This is a genomic window from Bacilliculturomica massiliensis, from assembly GCF_900605495.1.
In the GTDB taxonomy this organism is placed as follows: domain Bacteria; phylum Bacillota; class Clostridia; order Peptostreptococcales; family Anaerovoracaceae; genus Bacilliculturomica; species Bacilliculturomica massiliensis.
The window spans coordinates 846,579-867,128 of the sequence record NZ_LR027603.1; the positions used below are offsets into that span (position 1 = coordinate 846,579).

General features: G+C 54.2%; 18 protein-coding genes. All 18 read left to right on the forward strand.

The genetic code is table 11. The features are described from left to right. Positions 1–223 precede the first annotated feature (223 nt). The 18 genes from E0E37_RS13205 to hflX all read left to right on the forward strand — a co-directional run bounded on the left by E0E37_RS13205 (position 224) and on the right by hflX (position 20,499). Entirely contained in the window at positions 224–1,189 is a 966-nt protein-coding gene (locus E0E37_RS13205) for a threonine ammonia-lyase (RefSeq protein WP_130863484.1), read from the forward strand. A gap of 55 nt (positions 1,190–1,244) precedes the next feature. Continuing rightward, positions 1,245–2,225: an ornithine cyclodeaminase family protein gene (locus E0E37_RS13210; RefSeq protein ID WP_130863485.1), complete on the forward strand. Its 981-nt coding sequence runs from the start codon at positions 1,245–1,247 to the stop codon at positions 2,223–2,225. A gap of 92 nt (positions 2,226–2,317) precedes the next feature. Then, on the forward strand, positions 2,318–2,857 hold the full coding sequence (gene spoVAC, locus E0E37_RS13215; RefSeq protein WP_330548584.1) for a stage V sporulation protein AC: 540 nt from the start codon (positions 2,318–2,320) through the stop codon (positions 2,855–2,857). Positions 2,858–2,867: 10 nt separating this feature from the next. Further along, positions 2,868–3,968 (forward strand): stage V sporulation protein AD, encoded by a 1,101-nt coding sequence (gene spoVAD / locus E0E37_RS13220; protein ID WP_130863486.1) that lies wholly within the window; start codon positions 2,868–2,870, stop codon positions 3,966–3,968. Between the two features lie 22 nt (positions 3,969–3,990). Beyond that, a complete protein-coding gene (gene spoVAE, locus E0E37_RS13225; RefSeq protein WP_207302967.1) occupies positions 3,991–4,350 on the forward strand; it encodes a stage V sporulation protein AE in 360 nt (119 codons plus the stop codon). Between the two features lie 217 nt (positions 4,351–4,567). Continuing rightward, positions 4,568–5,695, forward strand: a complete 1,128-nt coding sequence (locus tag E0E37_RS13230) for a mandelate racemase/muconate lactonizing enzyme family protein (protein ID WP_130863487.1) — start codon at positions 4,568–4,570, stop codon at positions 5,693–5,695. A 34-nt stretch (positions 5,696–5,729) separates the two neighbouring features. Beyond that, positions 5,730–7,139: a sodium:solute symporter family protein gene (locus E0E37_RS13235; RefSeq protein WP_130863488.1), complete on the forward strand. Its 1,410-nt coding sequence runs from the start codon at positions 5,730–5,732 to the stop codon at positions 7,137–7,139. 2 nt (positions 7,140–7,141) lie between these two features. Continuing rightward, positions 7,142–8,224, forward strand: coding sequence for an NAD/NADP octopine/nopaline dehydrogenase family protein (locus E0E37_RS13240; RefSeq protein WP_130863489.1), 1,083 nt, complete (start codon positions 7,142–7,144; stop codon positions 8,222–8,224). Between the two features lie 156 nt (positions 8,225–8,380). Beyond that, positions 8,381–9,142, forward strand: a complete 762-nt coding sequence (locus E0E37_RS13245; RefSeq protein WP_165445358.1) for a FadR/GntR family transcriptional regulator — start codon at positions 8,381–8,383, stop codon at positions 9,140–9,142. A 416-nt stretch (positions 9,143–9,558) separates the two neighbouring features. Next, complete coding sequence (locus E0E37_RS13250; protein WP_130863491.1) at positions 9,559–9,939, forward strand: YraN family protein; 381 nt, start codon at positions 9,559–9,561, stop codon at positions 9,937–9,939. A gap of 105 nt (positions 9,940–10,044) precedes the next feature. Next, on the forward strand, positions 10,045–11,634 hold the full coding sequence (locus E0E37_RS13255; RefSeq protein WP_130863492.1) for a YifB family Mg chelatase-like AAA ATPase: 1,590 nt from the start codon (positions 10,045–10,047) through the stop codon (positions 11,632–11,634). A gap of 4 nt (positions 11,635–11,638) precedes the next feature. Beyond that, positions 11,639–12,874, forward strand: a complete 1,236-nt coding sequence (dprA, locus tag E0E37_RS13260) for a DNA-processing protein DprA (RefSeq protein WP_130863493.1) — start codon at positions 11,639–11,641, stop codon at positions 12,872–12,874. A gap of 111 nt (positions 12,875–12,985) precedes the next feature. After that, entirely contained in the window at positions 12,986–15,064 is a 2,079-nt protein-coding gene (gene topA / locus E0E37_RS13265) for a type I DNA topoisomerase (protein WP_130863494.1), read from the forward strand. Between the two features lie 121 nt (positions 15,065–15,185). Then, entirely contained in the window at positions 15,186–15,725 is a 540-nt protein-coding gene (gene hslV, locus E0E37_RS13270; RefSeq protein WP_130863495.1) for an ATP-dependent protease subunit HslV, read from the forward strand. Between the two features lie 12 nt (positions 15,726–15,737). Next, entirely contained in the window at positions 15,738–17,165 is a 1,428-nt protein-coding gene (gene hslU, locus E0E37_RS13275) for an ATP-dependent protease ATPase subunit HslU (protein ID WP_130863496.1), read from the forward strand. A 218-nt stretch (positions 17,166–17,383) separates the two neighbouring features. Then, the gene (gene codY, locus E0E37_RS13280; protein WP_130863497.1) at positions 17,384–18,166 is read left to right on the forward strand and encodes a GTP-sensing pleiotropic transcriptional regulator CodY; all 783 of its coding nucleotides are present in this window, start codon (positions 17,384–17,386) and stop codon (positions 18,164–18,166) included. Between the two features lie 259 nt (positions 18,167–18,425). Continuing rightward, a complete protein-coding gene (yunB, locus tag E0E37_RS13285) occupies positions 18,426–19,064 on the forward strand; it encodes a sporulation protein YunB (protein ID WP_165445359.1) in 639 nt (212 codons plus the stop codon). Positions 19,065–19,212: 148 nt separating this feature from the next. After that, positions 19,213–20,499 (forward strand): GTPase HflX, encoded by a 1,287-nt coding sequence (hflX, locus tag E0E37_RS13290; RefSeq protein ID WP_130863499.1) that lies wholly within the window; start codon positions 19,213–19,215, stop codon positions 20,497–20,499. Positions 20,500–20,550 lie beyond the last annotated feature (51 nt).

A 20,550-nucleotide genomic window follows, 5' to 3' on the forward strand; every position in this document is an offset into this window, starting at 1 on the left:
TTCTGGTTGGGTGGTCTATTTTTTTCTGGATGAAGACAATCGCCGTAAATGTGGTAAACTGAAAAAAATTCACTTAATGATAACACTGAATGATGCAGATTGACAAGCCGGTTTGAGAGAAAATCATAACAGTGCAGGCGGCCGCTGCCGTTATGGATGGGAAGAGTGAGACGGAAGTTATCATGGGTGAACTCGCTCATTCGATGTAAAAAGGAGAAATGAAATGAGAAAAATAACCTTTAACGACATTTTAGAAGCGAAAAAAAGAGTGGATGGGATCATCAGAAAAACACCCTTCGAATACTCGCAGGATCTCTCGGAAATGTTCGATGCGGAAATCTATCTGAAGATGGAATTCCAGCAGAGATCGGGGTCGTTTAAGCTGCGCGGAGCAACGAATAAGATCTCCCTTCTGAGCGAAACGGAACTGGAGAAGGGAATTATCGCCGCATCTTCCGGCAATCATTCACAGGCCGTCGGTTATGTGGCCAGGGAAATGGGGATAGACGCTCTGATCGTCCTTCCTGAGAATGCTCCTGTCACCAAGATCGAACGGACGAAGAGATATGGAGCGGCGGTCAAAGTGGCAGGCAGGGATTTCGACGCCTGCGAGGCCGTCGCTCACGAGATCGAGAGAGAGACGGGAAGGACCTTTGTCCACGCCTTTGCCGACCCCGACACCATGGCAGGGCAGGGTACGCTGGGTTTTGACATGATGGAGGAACACCCGGATCTGGACATGGTGCTGGTGCCCGTGGGAGGAGGAGGCCTGATGACCGGCGTGGGCACTGCTGTGAAGGCCATGAATCCCAACACCAGGGTGATCGGCATCCAGACGGAAACATCCAAGCCCTGGGTGGAGGCATTCCGGCATAAAAAATATGTCAAAGTCAGCATCGAAGACTCTCTGGCGGACGGACTGCCGGGAGATATTATCGAACCGGAAATGATAGAGGGCTTTAACGCGGTGGTGGACCACATGATCGCCGTTGACGAGGAACCCATAGCAGAGGCTATTTTCTTCATGCTGGATAAGCACCATCAGGTAGTAGAAGGTTCCGGCGTCGTGGGGATCGCCGCGCTTCTTTCAGGGAAGCTGGACGTAAAGGGAAAAAAAGTCGGCATCGCGCTCACGGGGTGCAGCTGCGATATGAAGACACTGAAGGAGATCATAAACAAGTACGTATAAGAGCGAGTTGGCAGGCGAGCAGACGTCCGGACTTCGGAAAGGAGAAAAATGTGAGATGGATACAGTATTGCTGAATGCAAAAGAGGTCGAAGGACTGATCTCGATCGAAGATATAGTGGATGCAGTGCGGGAGGGCTTTAAAGCGTACAGCCAGGGAAAGGTCGCTCAGCCGCCCATCGTGTCCATTGAAACGGACAACGGCGGAGAAGTCGATTTCAAAACAGGCTATTCCCGGCAGGAAGAGATCATTGGGTTCAAGATGGCGGGTGGATTCTGGGATAATCCAAAAAAATATGATCTTGCTTCCACGATCGCGATGATCTGTCTGTTCGATGGGAAAAACGGAGTTCCTATCTGCGTTATGGACGGAACGCTGATCACGGCTTATCGAACGGCGGCCGCAGGCGCCCTGGGGGCCATCTGCCTGGCGCGAAAGAACTCCAGAAGGGCTGCCGTGATCGGAACAGGCGCCCAGGCGAGAATGCAGATCAGGGCCCTGGAAAAGTTTTTCCCGCTGGAAGAGGTCAGCGTCTACGGGAGAAGCCGCTGCGAAGCATATGTAGAAGAGATGTCTGCGCTGCTGCCACGGATCGAATTTACCGCAAAGCAAACAGTCAAAGAGGCCGTGGAGGATGCGGATATCATCGTGACGGCCACGGCCGGCAGACAGGCGCTGGTCATGGATGAATGGATAAAGCCAGGCACTCACATCAATGCGATCGGATGCGATATGGAAGGAAAACAGGAACTGGATCCTGAGATATTCCGAAGGGCAAAGGTGGTAAACGACAGCAGGGAGGAGTGTGTGAAACGCGGCGAAACGCAGCACGCGTTTAGGAAAGGATATCTTGAAGAAAATGAAATTTACGGTGAGATCGGCGAGATCCTTCTCGGCGAAAAAAAAGGACGAATAAGCGATGAAGAGATCACGATCTTTGACGCCACAGGGATGTCTGTACAGGACATCAATTCAGCGCTGTTTCTTTACCGAAAGGCGCTGCGTCAGAATGTGGGCCGTCGTATCGATGTAATCTAGAGATTTCCGACCAAAAGGCAAATATGGAAACGGTCATGCTGCAGGCATGGCCGTTTTTTTTTGCAGGAGAAAAAAGGAAGTCCGGCCCATTCATGATTTCACAGAGGTCGGGAAATACTATCATCAGCGAAGAAAATGACGATATGGAGGGAGTAGAAGTGAAGGATAAGGAGAAAGAACAGAGAAAACAGGAAGAGAAAAAGAAGCAGGCCAAAGAGTATGAACAGTATGTCAAGCAGTTCACGCCCAGCCCGAAATATTTCTCAAACTGCCTGAAGGCGTTTATCGTCGGAGGGCTGATCTGTGTGGCGGCGTTCTATGTCCAGGGACTTTTCATGGACAGGGGTATGAATGAGAAGGACGCAGGTACGCTGATCACAGTGATTCTGGTTTGTTCCGCCCAGCTGCTGACAGGTCTGGGCGTCTACGATACGATCGGAAAGTTCGCGGGAGCGGGCTCCATCATACCCATCACGGGATTTGCAAATTCCATGGTGGCGCCGGCGATCGAATATAAAAAAGAAGGTATCGTGCTGGGCGTGGGAGCGAAACTGTTCAGCCTGGCCGGACCGGTACTGGTCTGCGGGATCTCCGCTTCCGTTATCATCGGTATCGTATATTACTTTATATAGGAGGCGGAACATGGCAGCGCAGTCAAATAATAAGCAGTCAAATAATAAACAGTCAAATAATAAGCGGTCGGACAACAGGACGGGGAAACAGACCTTTGTATTTCACAATCGTCCCAATATCATCGGAGCCGCAGCCGTGGTCGGCGAGAAGGAAGGACAGGGACCGCTGAGTCAGTGGTTCGATCTGATCCTCGACGACGATACTTACGGGGAAAAGACATGGGAAAAATCGGAGAGCAAGATGTTAAAGAAGGCTATCACCATGGCGATGGATAACTCGGGAAAGACAAAGGATCAGATGGACGCCATGCTGAGCGGCGACCTGATCAACCAGCTCATGTCCTCGTCGTTTATGGCCCGGGATCTGGAGATCCCCTTTCTGGGGATGTACGGGGCCTGCTCCACGATGACAGAATCCCTGACATTAGGGTCTGTTTTAATAGATGGAGGCTACGCGGACAACATCGTTGCCGCAGCCTCCAGCCATTATTGTACGGCGGAACGACAATTCCGCATGCCCCTTGAACACGGAAATCAGAGACCGCCGTCAGCCCAATGGACGGCAACGGCCTCCGGCGCCATGATCCTGTCCTCCGGTCCCAGGGAGGGCCAGCAGCTCATCGGAGGAAAGCAGGCGCGCAATATCTGCGTCACACACGCCACCATCGGCAAGATCGTAGATGCTGGGATCAAAGACGCCAATCAGATGGGCGCGGCCATGGCCCCTGCCACCGTGGACACCATTTATCAGCATATGCAGGATACCAACAGGGAGCCTTCCTTTTACGATGTCATTCTGACCGGTGATCTGGGCCATATCGGCAAAAAGATCGCGGTAGACATGCTGCGGAAAAAGGGGATGGATCTGGATCCGGTCTACAATGACTGCGGAGCCATGCTGTTCGGCGAAGAACAGGATACCCACAGCGGCGGAAGCGGCTGCGGCTGTTCCGCGTCAGTGTATGCGGGCAGGATCTTCAAGGAAATGCGCGAGGGAACGATCAAAAACGCGCTTTTGATCTCCACAGGCGCGCTGCTCTCGACGATCAGCTCGCAGCAGGGAGAATCCATTCCGGGCATTGCCCACGCAGTAGCCCTGCACGCGGAGTAGAAGGGCTTGAGGAGGTAAAGATATGATGGATTATATTTGGACTTTTGTGATCGGCGGGGCGATCTGCGTCATCGGCCAGATCCTTATGGATACGACGAAATTGACGCCGCCGAGAATACTTGTCATTTTCGTGGTGGCAGGCGCCGTGCTGCAGGCCTTCGGGCTGTATCAGCCGCTGGTGGATCTGGCAAAGAGCGGCGCTACGGTCCCGCTGCCCGGTTTCGGATACGCTCTTGCCAAGGGAGCGATGGAGGAGGTCGCTAAAAACGGCTTTATAGGAGCCCTTACCGGCGGGATCACCGCCACAGCCGCCGGCGTCGGCGCTGCCATAGCCTTTGGATATCTGGTGGCCGCCGTCTTTTCGCCCAAGTCCATCCGATAATAGTCTAGTCGCGGAAAAGAGAGCCTGCGGGCTCTTTTTTTTGTTGAATTTTTAGAATTTTCTTGTTTAAGATTGACAGAAACATGGGAACGTGCTATTTTAAAAATAGGTACTACAATAGTACAGAAGTACTTTTGAACCTATCTAACAATAGAAAGGTCATTGGAGTCAGCTCAAAAAATTGCAGCAGGTTGCAGGCATTTGCCGGGAGGAAGACATGAGGATTACTAAAATTAAGGTGACAAGGCTGAAAATACCCCTGAAAAAGCCATATGTCTTGTCGAAGGAGTATGGCGTTTTAAAGGATACGCAGCCGGTGATCGTGACGGTATATACCGATCACGGTACGGAGGGATACGGCGAATGCGATCCATGGCCGCTGTTTACGGGAGACAGCGCGCCCATCAGTTATCTGGCGCTCTGCGCGCACATAGGGCCGGCGCTGATCGGAGCCGATCCCTGCAATATCAGCGAGATCCATCAGATCATGGACCGTACGATCCGCAATATGCAGCTGACGAAATCCGCGGTGGACATGGCGTGTTACGATATTCTGGGAAAACACTGCGATGTTCCGGTGCACTGTCTGCTTGGAGGCAAGCGGAGGGATGAGATCCCTGTCATGTGGTCGGTAGGTGGAGGATCGCCGGAAGAGATGGCCCAGGAGGTCCTGAAGGTCAAGGAGGAAGGCTATCAGGGCTGCATGATCAAAGTGGGAGGCGCGGATCACAAACTTGACGCCCGGCGCGTCATTCAGGTCAGACAGGCTGTGGGCCCGGATTTTCCTCTGGTGGCGGACGCCAATCAGGGATGGGATGTAAACACGGCGATCCGGTTTGCCAGACAGGTGGAAGAGTGCGGACTGATGTTTTTCGAGCAGCCTGTCCAAAGCTGGGATACGGAGGGACTGGCGCGGGTCAGAAGAAGCGTCCCCATGCCGGTATCGGCGGACGAGGGCGTCGCTACCATTCAGGATGCGGTCAGACTGGTGAAAGAGAAAGCCGCGGATATCTTCAGCATTAAAGTCACAAAACACGGGGGGATCGGACCGGCGAGGGAGATCTGTTCCTATGCACGGGCGAACGGGATCCAGCTTTTTTTCAACTCCATGATCGAGGAAGGGATCACACAGGCTGCAAGTCTGGCGCTGGGGGCGTGGGCGGAGGACCTTGTGCCTATGGGTCACGCCTATTTTTCACCGCTGCGGCTGGAGCGTGATATTTCTACTTTCTCAAGCCAGATCCACAGCGGCTTTATACAGGTGAACGGCTTGCCGGGTCTTGGCGTGGAGTTGGACGGGGAGGCGATCGAACGTTATTCGGAAGAGAGTTACACGGTGGAATGAAGTGACGACGTGACACGCGTCAGGAGGTTTCTCTATGAATATGTTGGTATTATCCGTAATCGGGTTCGTGGTCCTCATGCTTGTGGTGGGAATTATCGTATCAAAGAAGGTCAACGACGCGGAAGATTTTTTCGTGGGCGGACGTCAGGTCCCCGCCTTTCTGATCATTGCCACGCTTCTCGCCTCGGAGGTAGGAGGAGGAGTTATGCTGGGGTCTGTGGGTCTGGCATACTCTCACGGCTGGGGAGCCGTGTGGTATGTGGCTCCGGTGTCGGCCGGACTGATCCTGTTTGGAATTTTTATGTCGAGACGGTTGAAGCGCGATGCAGACGAAAAGGGGTATCAGTCGATGTTCGACTGGCTGGCCGGACGTTTTGAAAATTATAAGCCCCTTCGAGCCGTAGGCGGCACCGTTATGCTCATTGGCTTCATCGGCGCGCTGGCTTCACAGTTTGTGGCGATGGGGACCGCGCTGACCAGCGTTACGAACCTGAGTATGTCGGCTGCGATATTTATAGGCGGCGCGGTTATCGTGCTGTACAGCACCATGGGAGGATTGCTCTCCGTCATGTGGACGGATCTGCTGCAGGCCTGCGTCTTTCTGTTCGGAATGATCGTTTTGATGCCCATGCTGCTCAGCAGACCGGAGGTGGGAGGATTTTCGGGCCTGGCCGCGTCTGTGCCGGACAGTTTTTTCGACGTCTGGAATGTGAATACGGGCCAGTGGCGCCTGACTACCCTGGTAACAATGTCCATCGCGCCTTTTGTCCGCCAGTATTATTACCAGCGGATGTTTGCCGCCAGGACGCCGGCCGTCGCACAGGGGAGCATCTTCGCCCAGGCTGTGCTGGTGCTGGTGATCACAGCCTGGACCTGCGTGGTGGGGATGTGTACCTATCTGATCAATCCCAATCTGGAGAATCCGGAAAGCGCCATGCCCTGGGTGCTCTCCACGGTGCTGCCTCCTGTAGTAGCCGCCATCTTGCTTGGTGCGATCACAGCCTGCGTTATGTCCACGGCGGATACCTTCGTCAACTCTGCGTCGCTTACCTTTGTCCGCGACGTCTATGGGGCCATTGCGGGGGAACTGGACGGAAAGAAAGCGCTGAAGCTGGCGCGGGTATCCTCGCTTGCCATCGGCGCGCTGGCTCTGGTCATCGCACTGTTTTCCAGTTCTGTCATCAGTGCCATCATGAATGCGTGGGCCATACTGGGCGGAGGGCTGTTTGTGCCGATGATCGTCTCGTATTTCTGGAAGAAGGCCAGAAAGGAGGGCGTGATCGCGTCCATGGCAGGGGGACTGCTGATGACCCTGGCGCTGACGCTGTTAAAGACCCGGGTGCCGGCCATCATAGGCGGAGTGCTGGTGTCCTTCCTGTTGCTGGTGACGGTCAGCATTTGGGTGGATAAAACAAGATCGGTATCGCAGAAAAAAGTGGGGTGAGCATGATGAAAGAAAAAAAGTGGGCAGTGATAGGAGCGGGGAACGGAGGACAGGCGGTGGCCGGCCATCTGGCCCTGCTGGGACAGACCGTGAGGATTTTCGACGTAGTCAGGGAAACGGTGGACGAGATAAACCGCCGGGGCGGCATCTCCGTCTCACATGCACTGAGCGGGTTTGGAAAAATCGAATTTGCCACGTGCGAGATGGAGGAGGCGCTGAATGGGGCGGACAATGTGATGATCGTCCTGCCGTCGATCCACCATGAAAGCATCGCGGCAAAATGCGCGCCGTTTCTCAGGGACGGGCAGGTCGTACTGCTCCATCCGGAGGCTTCCTGCGGCGCATTGGCCTTCAGGAAGGCGCTGAGCGACGCGGGCTGCCGGGCGGATATAACGCTGGGAGCGGTCAACACGCTTCTTTATTCCTGCAGGTCCGTGGCGCCAGGCGATGTTTATATCTACGGCATCAAGAAGGAGGTCCAGCTGGCCGCCATGCCGGCGTCCAGGATCGTCACCCTGTCGGAAAATATCTGTTCGGTTTTGCCGTGGATGAAGCCTGTGGCCAATGTTCTCGTGACCAGCCTGAGCAATCCCAACGCTATGATGCATCCGGCGCCTATGCTGCTCAACACCTCCAGACTTGAATCCAACCAGCCCTTTGAGTATTATCATGAAGGAATTACGCCCAGCATCGGCCGATTTATAGAAAATATGGACCGGGAACGGCTTGCTCTGGGCGAAGCATTCGGTCTGAGACTGGACAATATACGCGAACTCTATGTAAAGATGTACGGCTGTGATAACGCAGATACGCCGCTGTATCAGATCTGCAGGAACAATCCATCCTATGAGGGGATCATGGCTGGAGATACCCTTCGGACCCGGTATGTTCTGGAGGATATCCCGTATTCCCTGCGGTCGATACAATCCCTGGCGCATATTGCAGGCGTGGAGACGCCTCACATTGATACCATCGTTTCTCTGGCTGAAGAGATGCTGCCCGGCGAGATCGACGAGGGCAGAACGGAAGCCGCATTGGGAATTGCAGGCATGAGTCCGGACCAGCTCCTGGGATACATAGGGTAGGCTTCTTATGCCGCGTGCATGGGGAATGTCTGAAAGGCGGAAAGGCGGGGACGGCCGGTGTGCTGTCCCCGCCTTGTATTGACATGAAAATGAAAAGTGAATATAATAGATAAATAGATAGAAATGGTAATTCGAGTCAGACATAAGGAGATGTGTATGATTCCCACTGTGAAAAAAGTAAATTTGAGCACGCAGCTGGTCGAAGCAATGGTGAAGCTGATCGAAACGGGCGACTGGAAGATCGGAATGAAGCTGCCCAGCGAGGTGGACATGGCTGTGTCGTTTCATGTGAGCCGCAATATCATGCGTGAATCTCTGAAGGTGATGGAAAAATTCGGGATACTGGATTCGCAGGCGGGAAAGGGGACCTTCGTCTCCGATACGGCGGTCATCAATATACACAACATGCACTTTTTCGAGAGCTTGAAAAGTAATTCTTCCATCGAGATGCTCCTGGAGACGAGGCTGATCATAGAACCGGAGCTGACCTATTATGCGACGCTGCGGTGTACGGATGAGGAGATCAGAAGTTTGCGGGATATTCTGCAAAATGATGTGAAGAAGCATGAGATCCTGAACTTTTTTCACACGGACGACTTTGATTTTCACGTTTACATCGCCCGGTATTCCCGAAATACCATCCTGTCCAATCTGCTGTTTACCATACTGGATCAGCTGAAATCCAGCGATTACGCAAAGTTCAATAATTATGTGGACGTGGATGTAAAAAATGAGAGCTTCGTCGATCATCTCACGCTGCTTGAAGCTATGGAGAAACGGGACCCTCTGCTTGCCAGGGACATCATGTACGATCATATTTTTTCCAGGATCACGATCATCAATTCATCCTACGATACGGATATGATCCTCTCCCGGAAGAGAAAAGAGGAGCGCATGGCGGAGGAAAAGGAAAAATAAGCCGCCGGCGCGAGAAGACAAAGAGAAAGCGAACAAGGGAATAAGAGAAGCGAAGGATAAGGATTACGATACCATGGAGGGATGCTTATGGCGCTGCGGCCAATGGACCGCAGCGACAGCAAGCATCTTTTTTTGTGGATTTTTAGGCTGTTTTACAGGGAATGGGCTGGTAAAGGCGGGCGGTTTGAAGAAGATCTGCGGGAGCGGAGGGTCATCCATATTTCATCTATATTTCAGCCATATTGGGTCGTTTTTGCCTGGCAGAACGAAGTCTGGAAATAAAACGGCAAAATATATATTTGAAATTTTTGTAAACTGTGCTACAATAGTATATACCATAATATTACATATGGAAGATATTAAACTATATCGAATGTTATTTGACAGACGGAAGCGGCAAGGGAGAGGAGATCATCATGGGCTTAGAGATGAATTTGAAACTGGTCCTGAAGACGGAATTGGGGCATTGGGGCGAGACGGAGGCGTGCCGGTACCTGCGGCGCTGCGGATATGAGATCGTGGATCGAAATTTCCGCTGCCGGATGGGAGAACTGGACATTGTGGCGAGGAAAGGCGAGCTGCTCTGCTTTGTCGAGGTGAAGACGCGGCGCAGCCTCCGCTGCGGACTGCCCGGCGAGGCGATCAACGGGAGGAAGAAAAGTCACATACTGCGGGCGGTACAGTTTTATCTGGTGTCGCACTGCATCATCGATATGGATTTCCGGGTGGATGCCATCGAATTGCTGCAGTGGGAGGACCGGTTTTATATCAGACATACAGAAAATATATTATCGTAAACAGAACTGGCGCTTGCCGCGTCTAAGAAAGGGAGAGCGCGGATGCCCAGTCCTGGGGCGGAGAATCGCAGATGATCGAGATAGTGTGAGAAAAGGGGGTACTGAATGTACGCGAGAGTGGAAACGGGCGTGCTGTACGGGCTGGCGGCGGAGTCTGCGTCGGTGGAGGCCGATCTGGCTCCGGGGCTTCCGGGATTTTTTATCGTGGGGCTGGCCGATCTGGCCGTCCGGGAAGCGAAAGAGAGGATTCGGGCGGCGCTTGGCAACGAGGGCTGCCGTTTTCCCAGCCGCAGGATAACGGTGAATCTGGCTCCGGCAGGGATCAGAAAAGAGGGCACCCATTTTGATCTGCCCATTGCAGTCAGCGTACTGGCGGCGGAGGGCAGGATACCTGCGGAAGCCTTGTCCGGCTGCGCCTTTTTGGGGGAGCTGTCCCTGGACGGCAGGGTGACCAGGGTGGACGGCGTGCTGCCCCTGCTTATTGGCCTTCAGCAAAAGAAGATCACCCGGATCTTCCTTCCCCAGGATAATCTGGAGGAAGGACTGCTGCTGAAAGATCTGATGTTGTATCCGGTCTCCAGACTTGGCCAGGTCCTGGAGCATTTCAGGGGAGAACAGAGCATCGAGCCCCGGCGGGCTTCGGGGAAAAGCACAGTGAAAAGGGCGGGCCGGCCGGTGGCCGCAGCGATGGATTTCGCGGACGTGGCGGGACAGGAAAGCGTCAAGCAGATCGTCACAGCCGCTGCTGCGGCCTCCCATGGACTGCTTCTGGTGGGGCCGCCGGGGGTGGGAAAGACTATGATCTGCCGCCGGGTGGCGGGCATCCTTCCGCCGCTTACATACGAAGAACAGCTGGAGGTGACGAAAATATACAGCGTGGCGGGAAAGCTGACGGAATCACAGCCCATCATTGTGGAGCGTCCCTTTCGGGCGCCTCACCACAGCCTTACCGCGGCGGCCTTCGCAGGAGGCGGGGCCAGACCCTGCCCGGGCGAGATCTCACTGGCTCACCGGGGCGTGCTTTTTCTGGACGAACTGCCCCAGTTTCAGGGAAAGATACTGGAGCTTTTGCGGACGCCGCTGGAGGACGGGGCGGTGACGATATCGAGGATAGGCGGAGACGTGACGTTTCCGGCCGATTTTATGCTGGTCGCCGCCATGAATCCCTGCAAATGCGGGTATTTTGGGGATGAAAACCACAGCTGCACCTGTACGGAAGCTCAGCTTCAGGCTTATCAGAGCCGTCTTTCCGGCCCGCTTCTGGATCGCATCGATATCCGCGTGGAGATGTCGCCGTCTGCCTGCCTGCCGGGGGCGGCGGAACAGATGAAGGAACAGATGGCGGAACAGGGAACAAGCCGAAAGCGGCGTCCTCTTACCTCGGCGGATATGCGCACCCAGGTGGAGGAGGCCAGAAAAATACAGCGGGAGCGTTATCGCAGGGAAAACATTTTGTATAATTCTGAGTTAACATCAGGGTTAATAAAGAAATATTGTACGCTCTCCGTCCCCGGCCGGGAGCTTCTCAGAGCCGCTTATTCCCATTATCATCTCTCGGCCCGGGCGGGGGACAAGGTCCTGCGCCTGGCGCGGACCATAGCGGATCTCTCGGGGTGCCGGACGATCGGCGAAGAGCATCTGGCGGAGGCCCTCCAATACCGGTGTACAGAGAAGATCTACCGCGGAAGGAGCTGAGTTGATGAAACATCCGTACAGAACGCCGGCGGCAGGCAGGACAGGATCCGTACCGCCGAAAGATGAAGGGCCGGCCCATGGACTGCCGGTGTGCGCACCGCAGGAGAATAAACTGATATATGATCTGTGGATGGACTCGATCCGTGGGCTTTCCCCGCAGAAAAAGCGGGAGCTGGCAGAGCGTTGGGGCGGCAGCAGAGGTGTATTTGAGGCGGGCGCCGCGGAGATCTGCTTTGCCGCCACGGGGAAAAACCTGAGAGAGCATCCCGAAGGGGAACGCTGGAAGGCTGTGTTTTCCACAGATATGGACCAGCCGGAGAGAGTGCTTGCGGTTATGGAGAAAAAGGGGATCCGCGCCGCTGCTCTGACGGATCCGGATTATCCGGCAAGTCTTCTGGAGATCCAGGATCCGCCCTGGCTGCTGTATTACAGGGGCTGCCGTCCTGTCTGGGATCGGGCGGGGTTTGGCGTGGTGGGAGCCAGGCACTGTACAGAGTACGGCAGATGGGCCGCCTTTGAACTGGGCGGAATGCTGGCTGGAGCCGGTATCACAGTGATCAGCGGAATGGCCGCAGGGATCGACGCGGAGGCGCACCGGGGAGCTCTGAGGGGAGACAGGGACGGCGGGAAAGACAGATCGGCCCGCGAAAGGGCAGCGACCATCGCAGTGTTCGGCTGTGGTGTGGATATCTGCTATCCCAGATCCAATTCAAAATTGATGGGAGAGATACTGGAGCGCGGCGCGGTGGTGTCCGAGGTGCCTCCGGGAACGGAACCCCGGCCTTATTTTTTCCCCAGGAGAAACCGCATCATCAGCGGACTTTCCTCGGGGGTAGCCGTGATGGAGGCGGGACTTAGAAGCGGTTCGCTGATCACGGCTGGGCTGGCGGCGGAGCAGGGCAGGGACGTGTTTGCCCTTCCCGGAGATATCAGCCGACAGGCCAGTATCGGAACGAACATGCTGATCCGGGACGGCGCTGTTCCCATTGTGGCGTTTGCGGACGTTTTGGAGGAATTGGGACTGCCCATCGAGAATGACAGAAATTTTACGGTCCGGGAACTGGGAAAGGATGAGCTGGAACTGGTAAGAGAGGTGAGCGCCTGCGGCGGCGCGACGGTGGATCTGCTGGCCCTGCGGCTGGGTTTTTCCGTGGGAAAAGTGAACGCGCTGGTGACCGTTCTGGAAATGAAGGGAATATTACGGACCGCTTTGGGAAAAATTTTTATTGCAAAATCATAAAAGAACAAATATAATCATTCTTTGTAGCGAAGATTTATTTTTTTCTATATATAATAATGTAGAAATACAAGTTGAGATTTATTTAAAGGGAGCACAGAGGAGGAACGTCGGATGAGTAAATCGCTCGTCATCGTAGAGTCGCCCTCCAAGGCGAAGACGATTGGAAAATTTCTGGGAAGCAAGTATAAAGTAGTGGCTTCCGTAGGTCACATCAGAGACCTGCCCAAGAGCAAGCTGGGCATTGACGTGGAAAACCGCTTTGAACCGCAGTATATTTCTATCCGCGGCAAGGGGGATGTGATCAAAGCCATCAAAAAGGAAGCCAAAGCGGCGGATAAAATATATCTGGCAACAGACCCTGACCGCGAGGGAGAGGCCATCTCGTGGCACATCGCACATATTCTGGACATCGATCTCGATAAGCCCTGCCGCATCGTGTTCAACGAGATCACAAAGGGAGCGATCCAGAATGCGGTGAAGCATCCCAGGGCCATCGACCAGAAGCTGGTCGACGCGCAGCAGGCCAGACGCGTGCTGGACCGCCTTGTAGGCTATAAGATCAGCCCTCTCCTGTGGCGTAAAGTGAGAAGAGGACTCTCGGCGGGCCGCGTGCAGTCGGCGGCGCTGAAGATTATCTGCGACCGCGAAAAGGCCATCCGTGAGTTTATTCCGAAGGAATACTGGAATATCAGCGCTCTCCTGGGAAAAGAGCTGAAGAGCGGCGAGAAGGACAACAAGAAGAAGCATTTTTCAGCCAGACTGGCCGAGTATAAAGGCAAGAAGATCACGGTAGAAAATGAAGAACAGGCGCTGAAGGTCACGGGGGAACTGGATCCTTCCGCTTTTGTGGTGAAAAAGGTGGAGCAGAGAGAGCGGTCGAAGAGACCCATGCCGCCGTTCACCACCAGCAGCATGCAGCAGGAGGCTTCCAATAAGCTGGGTTTCTATACAAAGAAGACAATGCTCATCGCGCAGCAGCTCTACGAGGGCGTGGAAGTAAAAGGACACGGTACCATCGGTCTGGTCACCTACATCAGAACGGATTCTGTGCGTATCTCCGATGAAGCCCAGGCCGCTGTCAAAAACTATATCTCAGAGAAGTATTCCAAGGAATACCTGGGCAATAACGTGTATTCCAACAAGAAAAAGGATGTGCAGGACGCTCACGAAGCCATACGGCCCAGTTATGTGGAGCTGCACCCTGAGGATATAAAGGATTCTCTGACGAAGGATCAGTATAATCTCTACAAGCTGATCTGGTCCCGCTTTGTGGCCAGCCGCATGACCCCCGCCGTCTACGACGGGATCTCCGCGGAGATCACCAATAACGATTATATGTTCAGAGCCAGCGGTTCCAGATTGAAGTTCGACGGTTACCTGAGGATCTACAACAACGCCGGCGAGGAGGACGAAGACAGAATGCTTCCCGAGCTGGCCGAAGGAGAGAAGCTGACCATGCTGGATCTGCAGAGCGAGCAGAATTTCACCCAGCCGCCGTCCCGTTTTTCAGAAGCCGGGCTGGTGAAAGATCTGGAAGAGAAAAATATCGGCCGTCCCAGCACGTACGCGCCCATCATCGCCACGCTCATCGAGCGGAAATACGTGAGCCGCGAGAAGAAAACGCTCACGCCGACGGATCTTGGATTCCTGGTGACAGAGCTTATGGAGACCTATTTCAAGGAGATCGTGGACGCCGGATTTACCGCGGAGATGGAAGATAAGCTGGACGACGTGGAAGTAAAGAATGTGGACTGGAAGTCCATCGTAGAAGATTTTTACGGCCCGCTGGAAAAAGAGCTGGAGGTGGCGGACAAAGCCATCGAAAAAGTAAAGATCGAAGATGAACTCACCGACGAGGTGTGCGAACTCTGCGGGAAGCCCATGGCTGTCAAACACGGGCGGTTCGGAGAATTTTTGGCGTGCTCCGGCTATCCGGAGTGCAAGAATACCAAGCCGCGGGTGAAGAAGATCGATGTGAAGTGCCCCAAATGCGGCAAGGACATCGTGGCAAGAAAGAGCAAGACCGGCAAGCTGTTCTACGGATGTTCCGGCTACCCCGAGTGCAATCAGCTGTTCTGGAACAAGCCGGTCAGTCAGAAATGTCCCAAGTGCGGGGCGCTGATGATGGAAAAAAAGACGAAAACCAGCAATTTGGTGTGTTCCAACAGCGAATGCGGGTATAAAGAATAATCAGAGAATCGTTTCGTATCATATCAACAGGATCAGATAGATGAAGTCCGGGACGCCCGGCGGCAGAGAGATGCAGCCGCGGTGAAGTCCGGGACTGAACGGGAAAGGGGAGATCAGGAAAATGGTACAGTTTCATGCCACAACTATCGTAATGGCCCGCAGAGGCAAAGACGACGTGTGCGTCGGCGGCGACGGTCAGGTGACCATGGGAGAGACCGCCATCATGAAAAATAACGCAAAGAAGGTGCGCAAGATCTATAAGAATTCCGTAGTCACGGGATTCGCGGGTTCCGTATCCGACGCCTTCACGCTGACGGAGCTCTTTGAGAAAAAGCTGGAAGAACATTCCGGAAATTTAAAGAGAGCGGCCGTGGCGCTGGCTCAGCAGTGGAGATCTGACAAGGGAATGAGAAATTTGGAGGCGCTGATGCTGGCCGCGGATAAGGACAGCATGCTGATCATCTCCGGCAACGGGGAGGTCATCGAGCCCGATGAGGAATTCGTGGCCATTGGCTCCGGAGGAAATTACGCCTACGCGGCGGCCAACGCGCTGTATAACCACACGGATATGGGGGCGGAGGAGATCGTGAGAGAAGCCCTGCGCATCGCCTCTTCGATCTGCGTCTACACCAACGACCATATTTCTGTGGAGAAGCTGTAAAGGGGGAGAATCATGACAACTCTGTATGAAATGACTCCGAGACAGATCGTCGCGGAGCTGGATAAATATATCATCGGACAGAACAGCGCCAAGAAGTCGGTGGCCGTGGCTCTCCGCAACCGCTATCGAAGGAGCAAGCTCTCCGAGGAGATGCGGGAAGAGATCACGCCCAAGAACATTCTGATGATGGGACCCACCGGCGTGGGAAAGACGGAGATCGCCAGGAGACTGGCCAGACTGATGGACGCGCCTTTCGTGAAAGTTGAGGCCACAAAGTTCACAGAGGTGGGCTATGTGGGCCGCGATGTGGATTCCATGATCCGCGATCTGGTGGAAGCGTCTATTCGCATCACCAAGCAGAAACGCCTGGCGGAGAAGTATTCCATAGCCGAGGAGATGGCGGAGGAGAAGATCATCGAGGCGATCATCCCGGGCAAAAAGAAAAAACCCGCGGCTACAGGCGGAGTCAGAGGACCCTTCGACTTCATCATGGGAGGCGGATATATGGGCGGTCAGCAGCAGAATCAGGAGCAGGAGGAAAAGCCCACCCTGTCCGAAGGCGATGTGGAGCTGGCAAGGGAGCAGGTAAAGCAGCAGCTGAAGGAAGGGCTGCTGGAAGACCAGTTCATTGAGATCGAAGTGACAGAAGCGCCCAAGACCGGCAATCTGGATCTGGGACAGGAAGGCGCCAGCATTTCCATCGGCAGCATCTTCGGCGATATGATGCCCAAGAAAAAGAAGAAGAAAAATGTGAGGGTAAAGGATGCGCGCAAGATCCTCATCGAGCAGGAGGCGCAGAACCTCATCGACATGGATCAGGTGACTTCCGAGGCGCTGGAGAACGCGGAGCAGAACGGCATTATCTTCATCGACGAGATCGACAAGATCGCTTCCGGCGGCGGCTACAAATCGGGAGCGGACGTATCCAGAGAGGGCGTGCAGCGGGATATCCTCCCCATCGTGGAGGGCAGCGTGGTCAACACGAAGTACGGACCTGTGAAGACAGACCATATCCTCTTCATCGGCGCCGGCGCGTTTCACATCGCCAAGCCCACGGATCTCATTCCGGAGCTTCAGGGACGTTTCCCCATTCGAGTGGAACTGGAAAATCTCACGAAGGAAGATTTTATCGCGATCCTGACCGTTCCGGAAAACGCGCTGCTGAAACAGCACAAGCTGCTTTTGGAGACAGAAGGCGTGAGGATCAACTTTACGGACGACGCGGTGGAGGAGATCGCCACCATGGCTTCCCTGACCAACGAGCAGACGGAGAATATCGGAGCCAGACGTCTGCACACCATCATGGAAAAGCTGCTTGAGGATATCTCTTACAATATTCCCGACATGGAGGAAGAGGAGATCACCATCGACGCTGATTATGTAAAGGAAAAGTTTGAAGACAGAATTCACGCGGACGATATCGACCGGTTTATCCTGTAGGAAGGCCGGCAGAATAAAATTTTTAGACTTTTCAGTATAATATATTGAATATCCTTTGCATTTTCAGAATAGTTCCTTTATAATAGATAACGACGACAACTTTGATTGCCGCATTGAGACTGATTTAGGCTGCAGATGTACCGGTCGCCGGGACCGGAAAAAAGCAGGAAACAGTAAGAAGAACAAAAAGATGATCAATAGAAGAAACAGGAGGGAATATGGCAAAGGAATTATTAGAGAAGATAAGGAAGCTGAACTGGATGCTCCAGCAGAGCGTTGAGGGGGTGTTTTCTTTCAACGAGCTCTGCGCGATCTTGAGCGATCTGATGAACGCCAACGTATATATCGCCAATAAAAGGGGAAAGGTGATCGGCGTTCACTACAAGATCCGTTCAGACAGCTCCACGATCACGGACCCGGAGACCGGGAATGAAAAATTTCCTAACGAGTACAACGAGGCGCTGCTGCGCGTAACAGAGACTACGATCAATCTGAAGGCGGAGGAAGCTCTGGAGATCTTCAAATACGATTACGATACCTATGACAAGCTGCACTGCATCATCCCGATCTGGGGCGGCAAGGAACGTCTGGGCACGCTGATCCTGGCCAGATATAAACCGGATTTTGCCAGCGAGGACGTGGTGCTGGCAGAATATGGAGCCACGGTGGTGGGCCTTGAGATCAACAGGAGAAAGGCGCTGGAAGCAGAAGAGGAAGAGCGCAAGAGCGCCGTGGTCCGCATGGCTATCGGCACGCTGTCCTACTCGGAAGCGCAGGCCGTAAAGCAGATATTCGAGGAGCTTGAGGGCGAGGAAGGTCTTCTGGTCGCCAGCAAGATCGCGGACCGTTCCGGCATCACCCGATCGGTCATCGTCAACGCCCTGCGCAAGCTGGAGAGCGCCGGCGTTATCGAGTCCAGATCCCTGGGCATGAAGGGCACGCACATCAAGATCGTCAATGAAAAGTTCAAAGAAGAACTTGATAAGTTTGCTGTTAAATAGAGGAAAGAGACGGAATCAGGCACACAAAATCCCACGCTTGCATATACTGATATGTGAACGGGGGATTTTTTTATAACATAGGAACTATCGTCCGCAGATATTTCCGTATGTTTCAAAAAAGTTCACCTTGTGAAAGTGAGCCCGCAGGGCGGATCTGTTTCTGAAGGAAGCTTTTTTATTGTAAGGCACAGGCCGTGTGATAGAAAGGCCTCCCGCAATGAGAAACAGGCGCGGCCGGCGTCCGCAAAGGAGACGTCTCATGGGAAGAAAGCTATGGTTTTTGCTGCTGGTGGCTGCGCTGGTGACGGCGGGTTATCTGGTGGGATATACGGTACAGGTCATCAATCCGGCTTTTGCTTCCGTGGCGGAGCTGAAGGTGAGATCCATGATGGCAAAGAATGTGAACGAAGCGGTGCGGGAAAAATTCTCGGAGGAGACGGATGCCGACGAGCTTTTTCAGGTGACGAAAGATGACAGCGGGAAGATCGCCATGGTGCAGACCGATACCGCGGCTATGAACCGTCTCACGTCGGATCTGACCTGGCGGATCCAGAAGCGGATCTCCGGGATGGGGGACGAGCGGGTGGAGATCCCTGTTGGAACGGTGCTGGGAAGCTCTGTTTTGTCCCAGATCGGTCCTTCCGTGCCTTTGAAGATCATTCCCCTCAGTTCGGCAAAAGTCAACTACAAATCGGAATTTGAGGCCGCCGGCGTCAACCAGACCAGACACAAGATCTATCTGCAGGTGGACTGCACGGCAAAGATACTGGCCCCCTTTACGCCGCGGGAGGTGGAGCTGCACAGTCAGATCCTCATCGCGGAGACCGTGGTGGTGGGAGACGTGCCCCAATCCTACATCATCGTGCCGAAGGAAAACGTGCTGGACGCGCTGGATTAGCGGAACCGGACTGAATGATTTGCATTTTTCCATGCCGGTTGGTATACTAAGGGCGAAAACGAACAGAAAACAGAATGAGAAAAAGAGGAAAGGATAAATCCGAAAACTCCGCCGCAGGCCATGGGGCGGAGAGCGGAGCGGTGCGCGTATGCTGCGTTTTAATGAAGAAAATGAAGTGCTGACCGGCGAAGACTACAGAGCGATCCTCGTGGGTATTCAGCTGAACGAGGATATTTCCTACTCCATGGAGGAACTGGCGGGGCTGGCGGAGGCTGCCGGCGTGGAGGTCATCGGTGAGATGATCCAGAATAAGGAGCGGCCGGACCGGGTAACGCTCATCGGGAAGGGCAAGGTGGAGGAGCTTTCGGAAATGTGTGCAAACATGGAGGCGGACACGGTCATTTTCAACGACGAACTGTCCGGCATGCAGCTGCGCAATCTGGAGGACCGTCTGGGCGTGCGGGTCATCGACCGCACGATCCTCATTCTGGATATCTTCGCCGCCCGGGCTACCTCCAGAGAGGGCAAACTGCAGGTGGAGCTGGCGCAGCTTCAGTACAGACTGCCCCGTCTGCTGGGATTCGGGAAATCTCTGTCCCGTCTGGGCGGAGGTATCGGAACGAGAGGACCGGGTGAAAAAAAGCTGGAGACAGACCGGCGGCACATCGCCCGCCGGATGGATGAGATCAAGCGGGAGCTGGCCGAGGTAAAAGCCAACAGAGGCGTTCAGCGGGCCAAACGGGAACGTTCCGGGATCCCGGTGGCCGCCCTTGTGGGTTATACCAATTCCGGGAAATCGGCGATCATGAACCGATTGCTGGCTCTGTCGGAGAAGGAGGAGAAGTCGGTCTTTGAAAAAAACATGCTCTTCGCCACCCTGGACACGTCTCAGAGACTGATCCGGCTGGATTCCAACCACGAGTTTATCCTCATCGACACGGTGGGGTTTGTGAGCAAGCTGCCCCATTCGCTCATCGAAGCCTTCAAAGCTACGCTGGAAGAAGTGCGGTACGCGGATCTGCTCATTCACGTGGTGGACGCGTCCTACGAGGCCTGTGAGTTCCATATCGACGTGACGGAAAAAGTACTGTCGGAGATCGGGGCGGGGGACAAAGAGACCATATTTGTCTACAATAAGATGGATCTGGTAGATGGGGCGGCGGAAGCGGTCCTCTTCGGCAGACCGGGAATCGAGCTGTCGGCGCTGACCGGGCAGAATGTGGACGAGCTGATCGGAGCGATCAGATCTTCTCTGTTTTCGGACCAGAAGATGACCAGACTTCTGATCCCTTACCACAGAGGCGACATATCCTCTTATCTCTGCGAGAAGGCGAAGCCGGAGAAAATGGAGTACCGGGACGAGGGAACCTACTTTGAGATCAGTCTGGGCGAGGCGGACAGAAACAGGCTGCAGGCTTTCTGCGCCGACGAGTAAACGGGACGGACAAGCGGACGGCAGTTATACAGACCGCCGGCACATTTACGA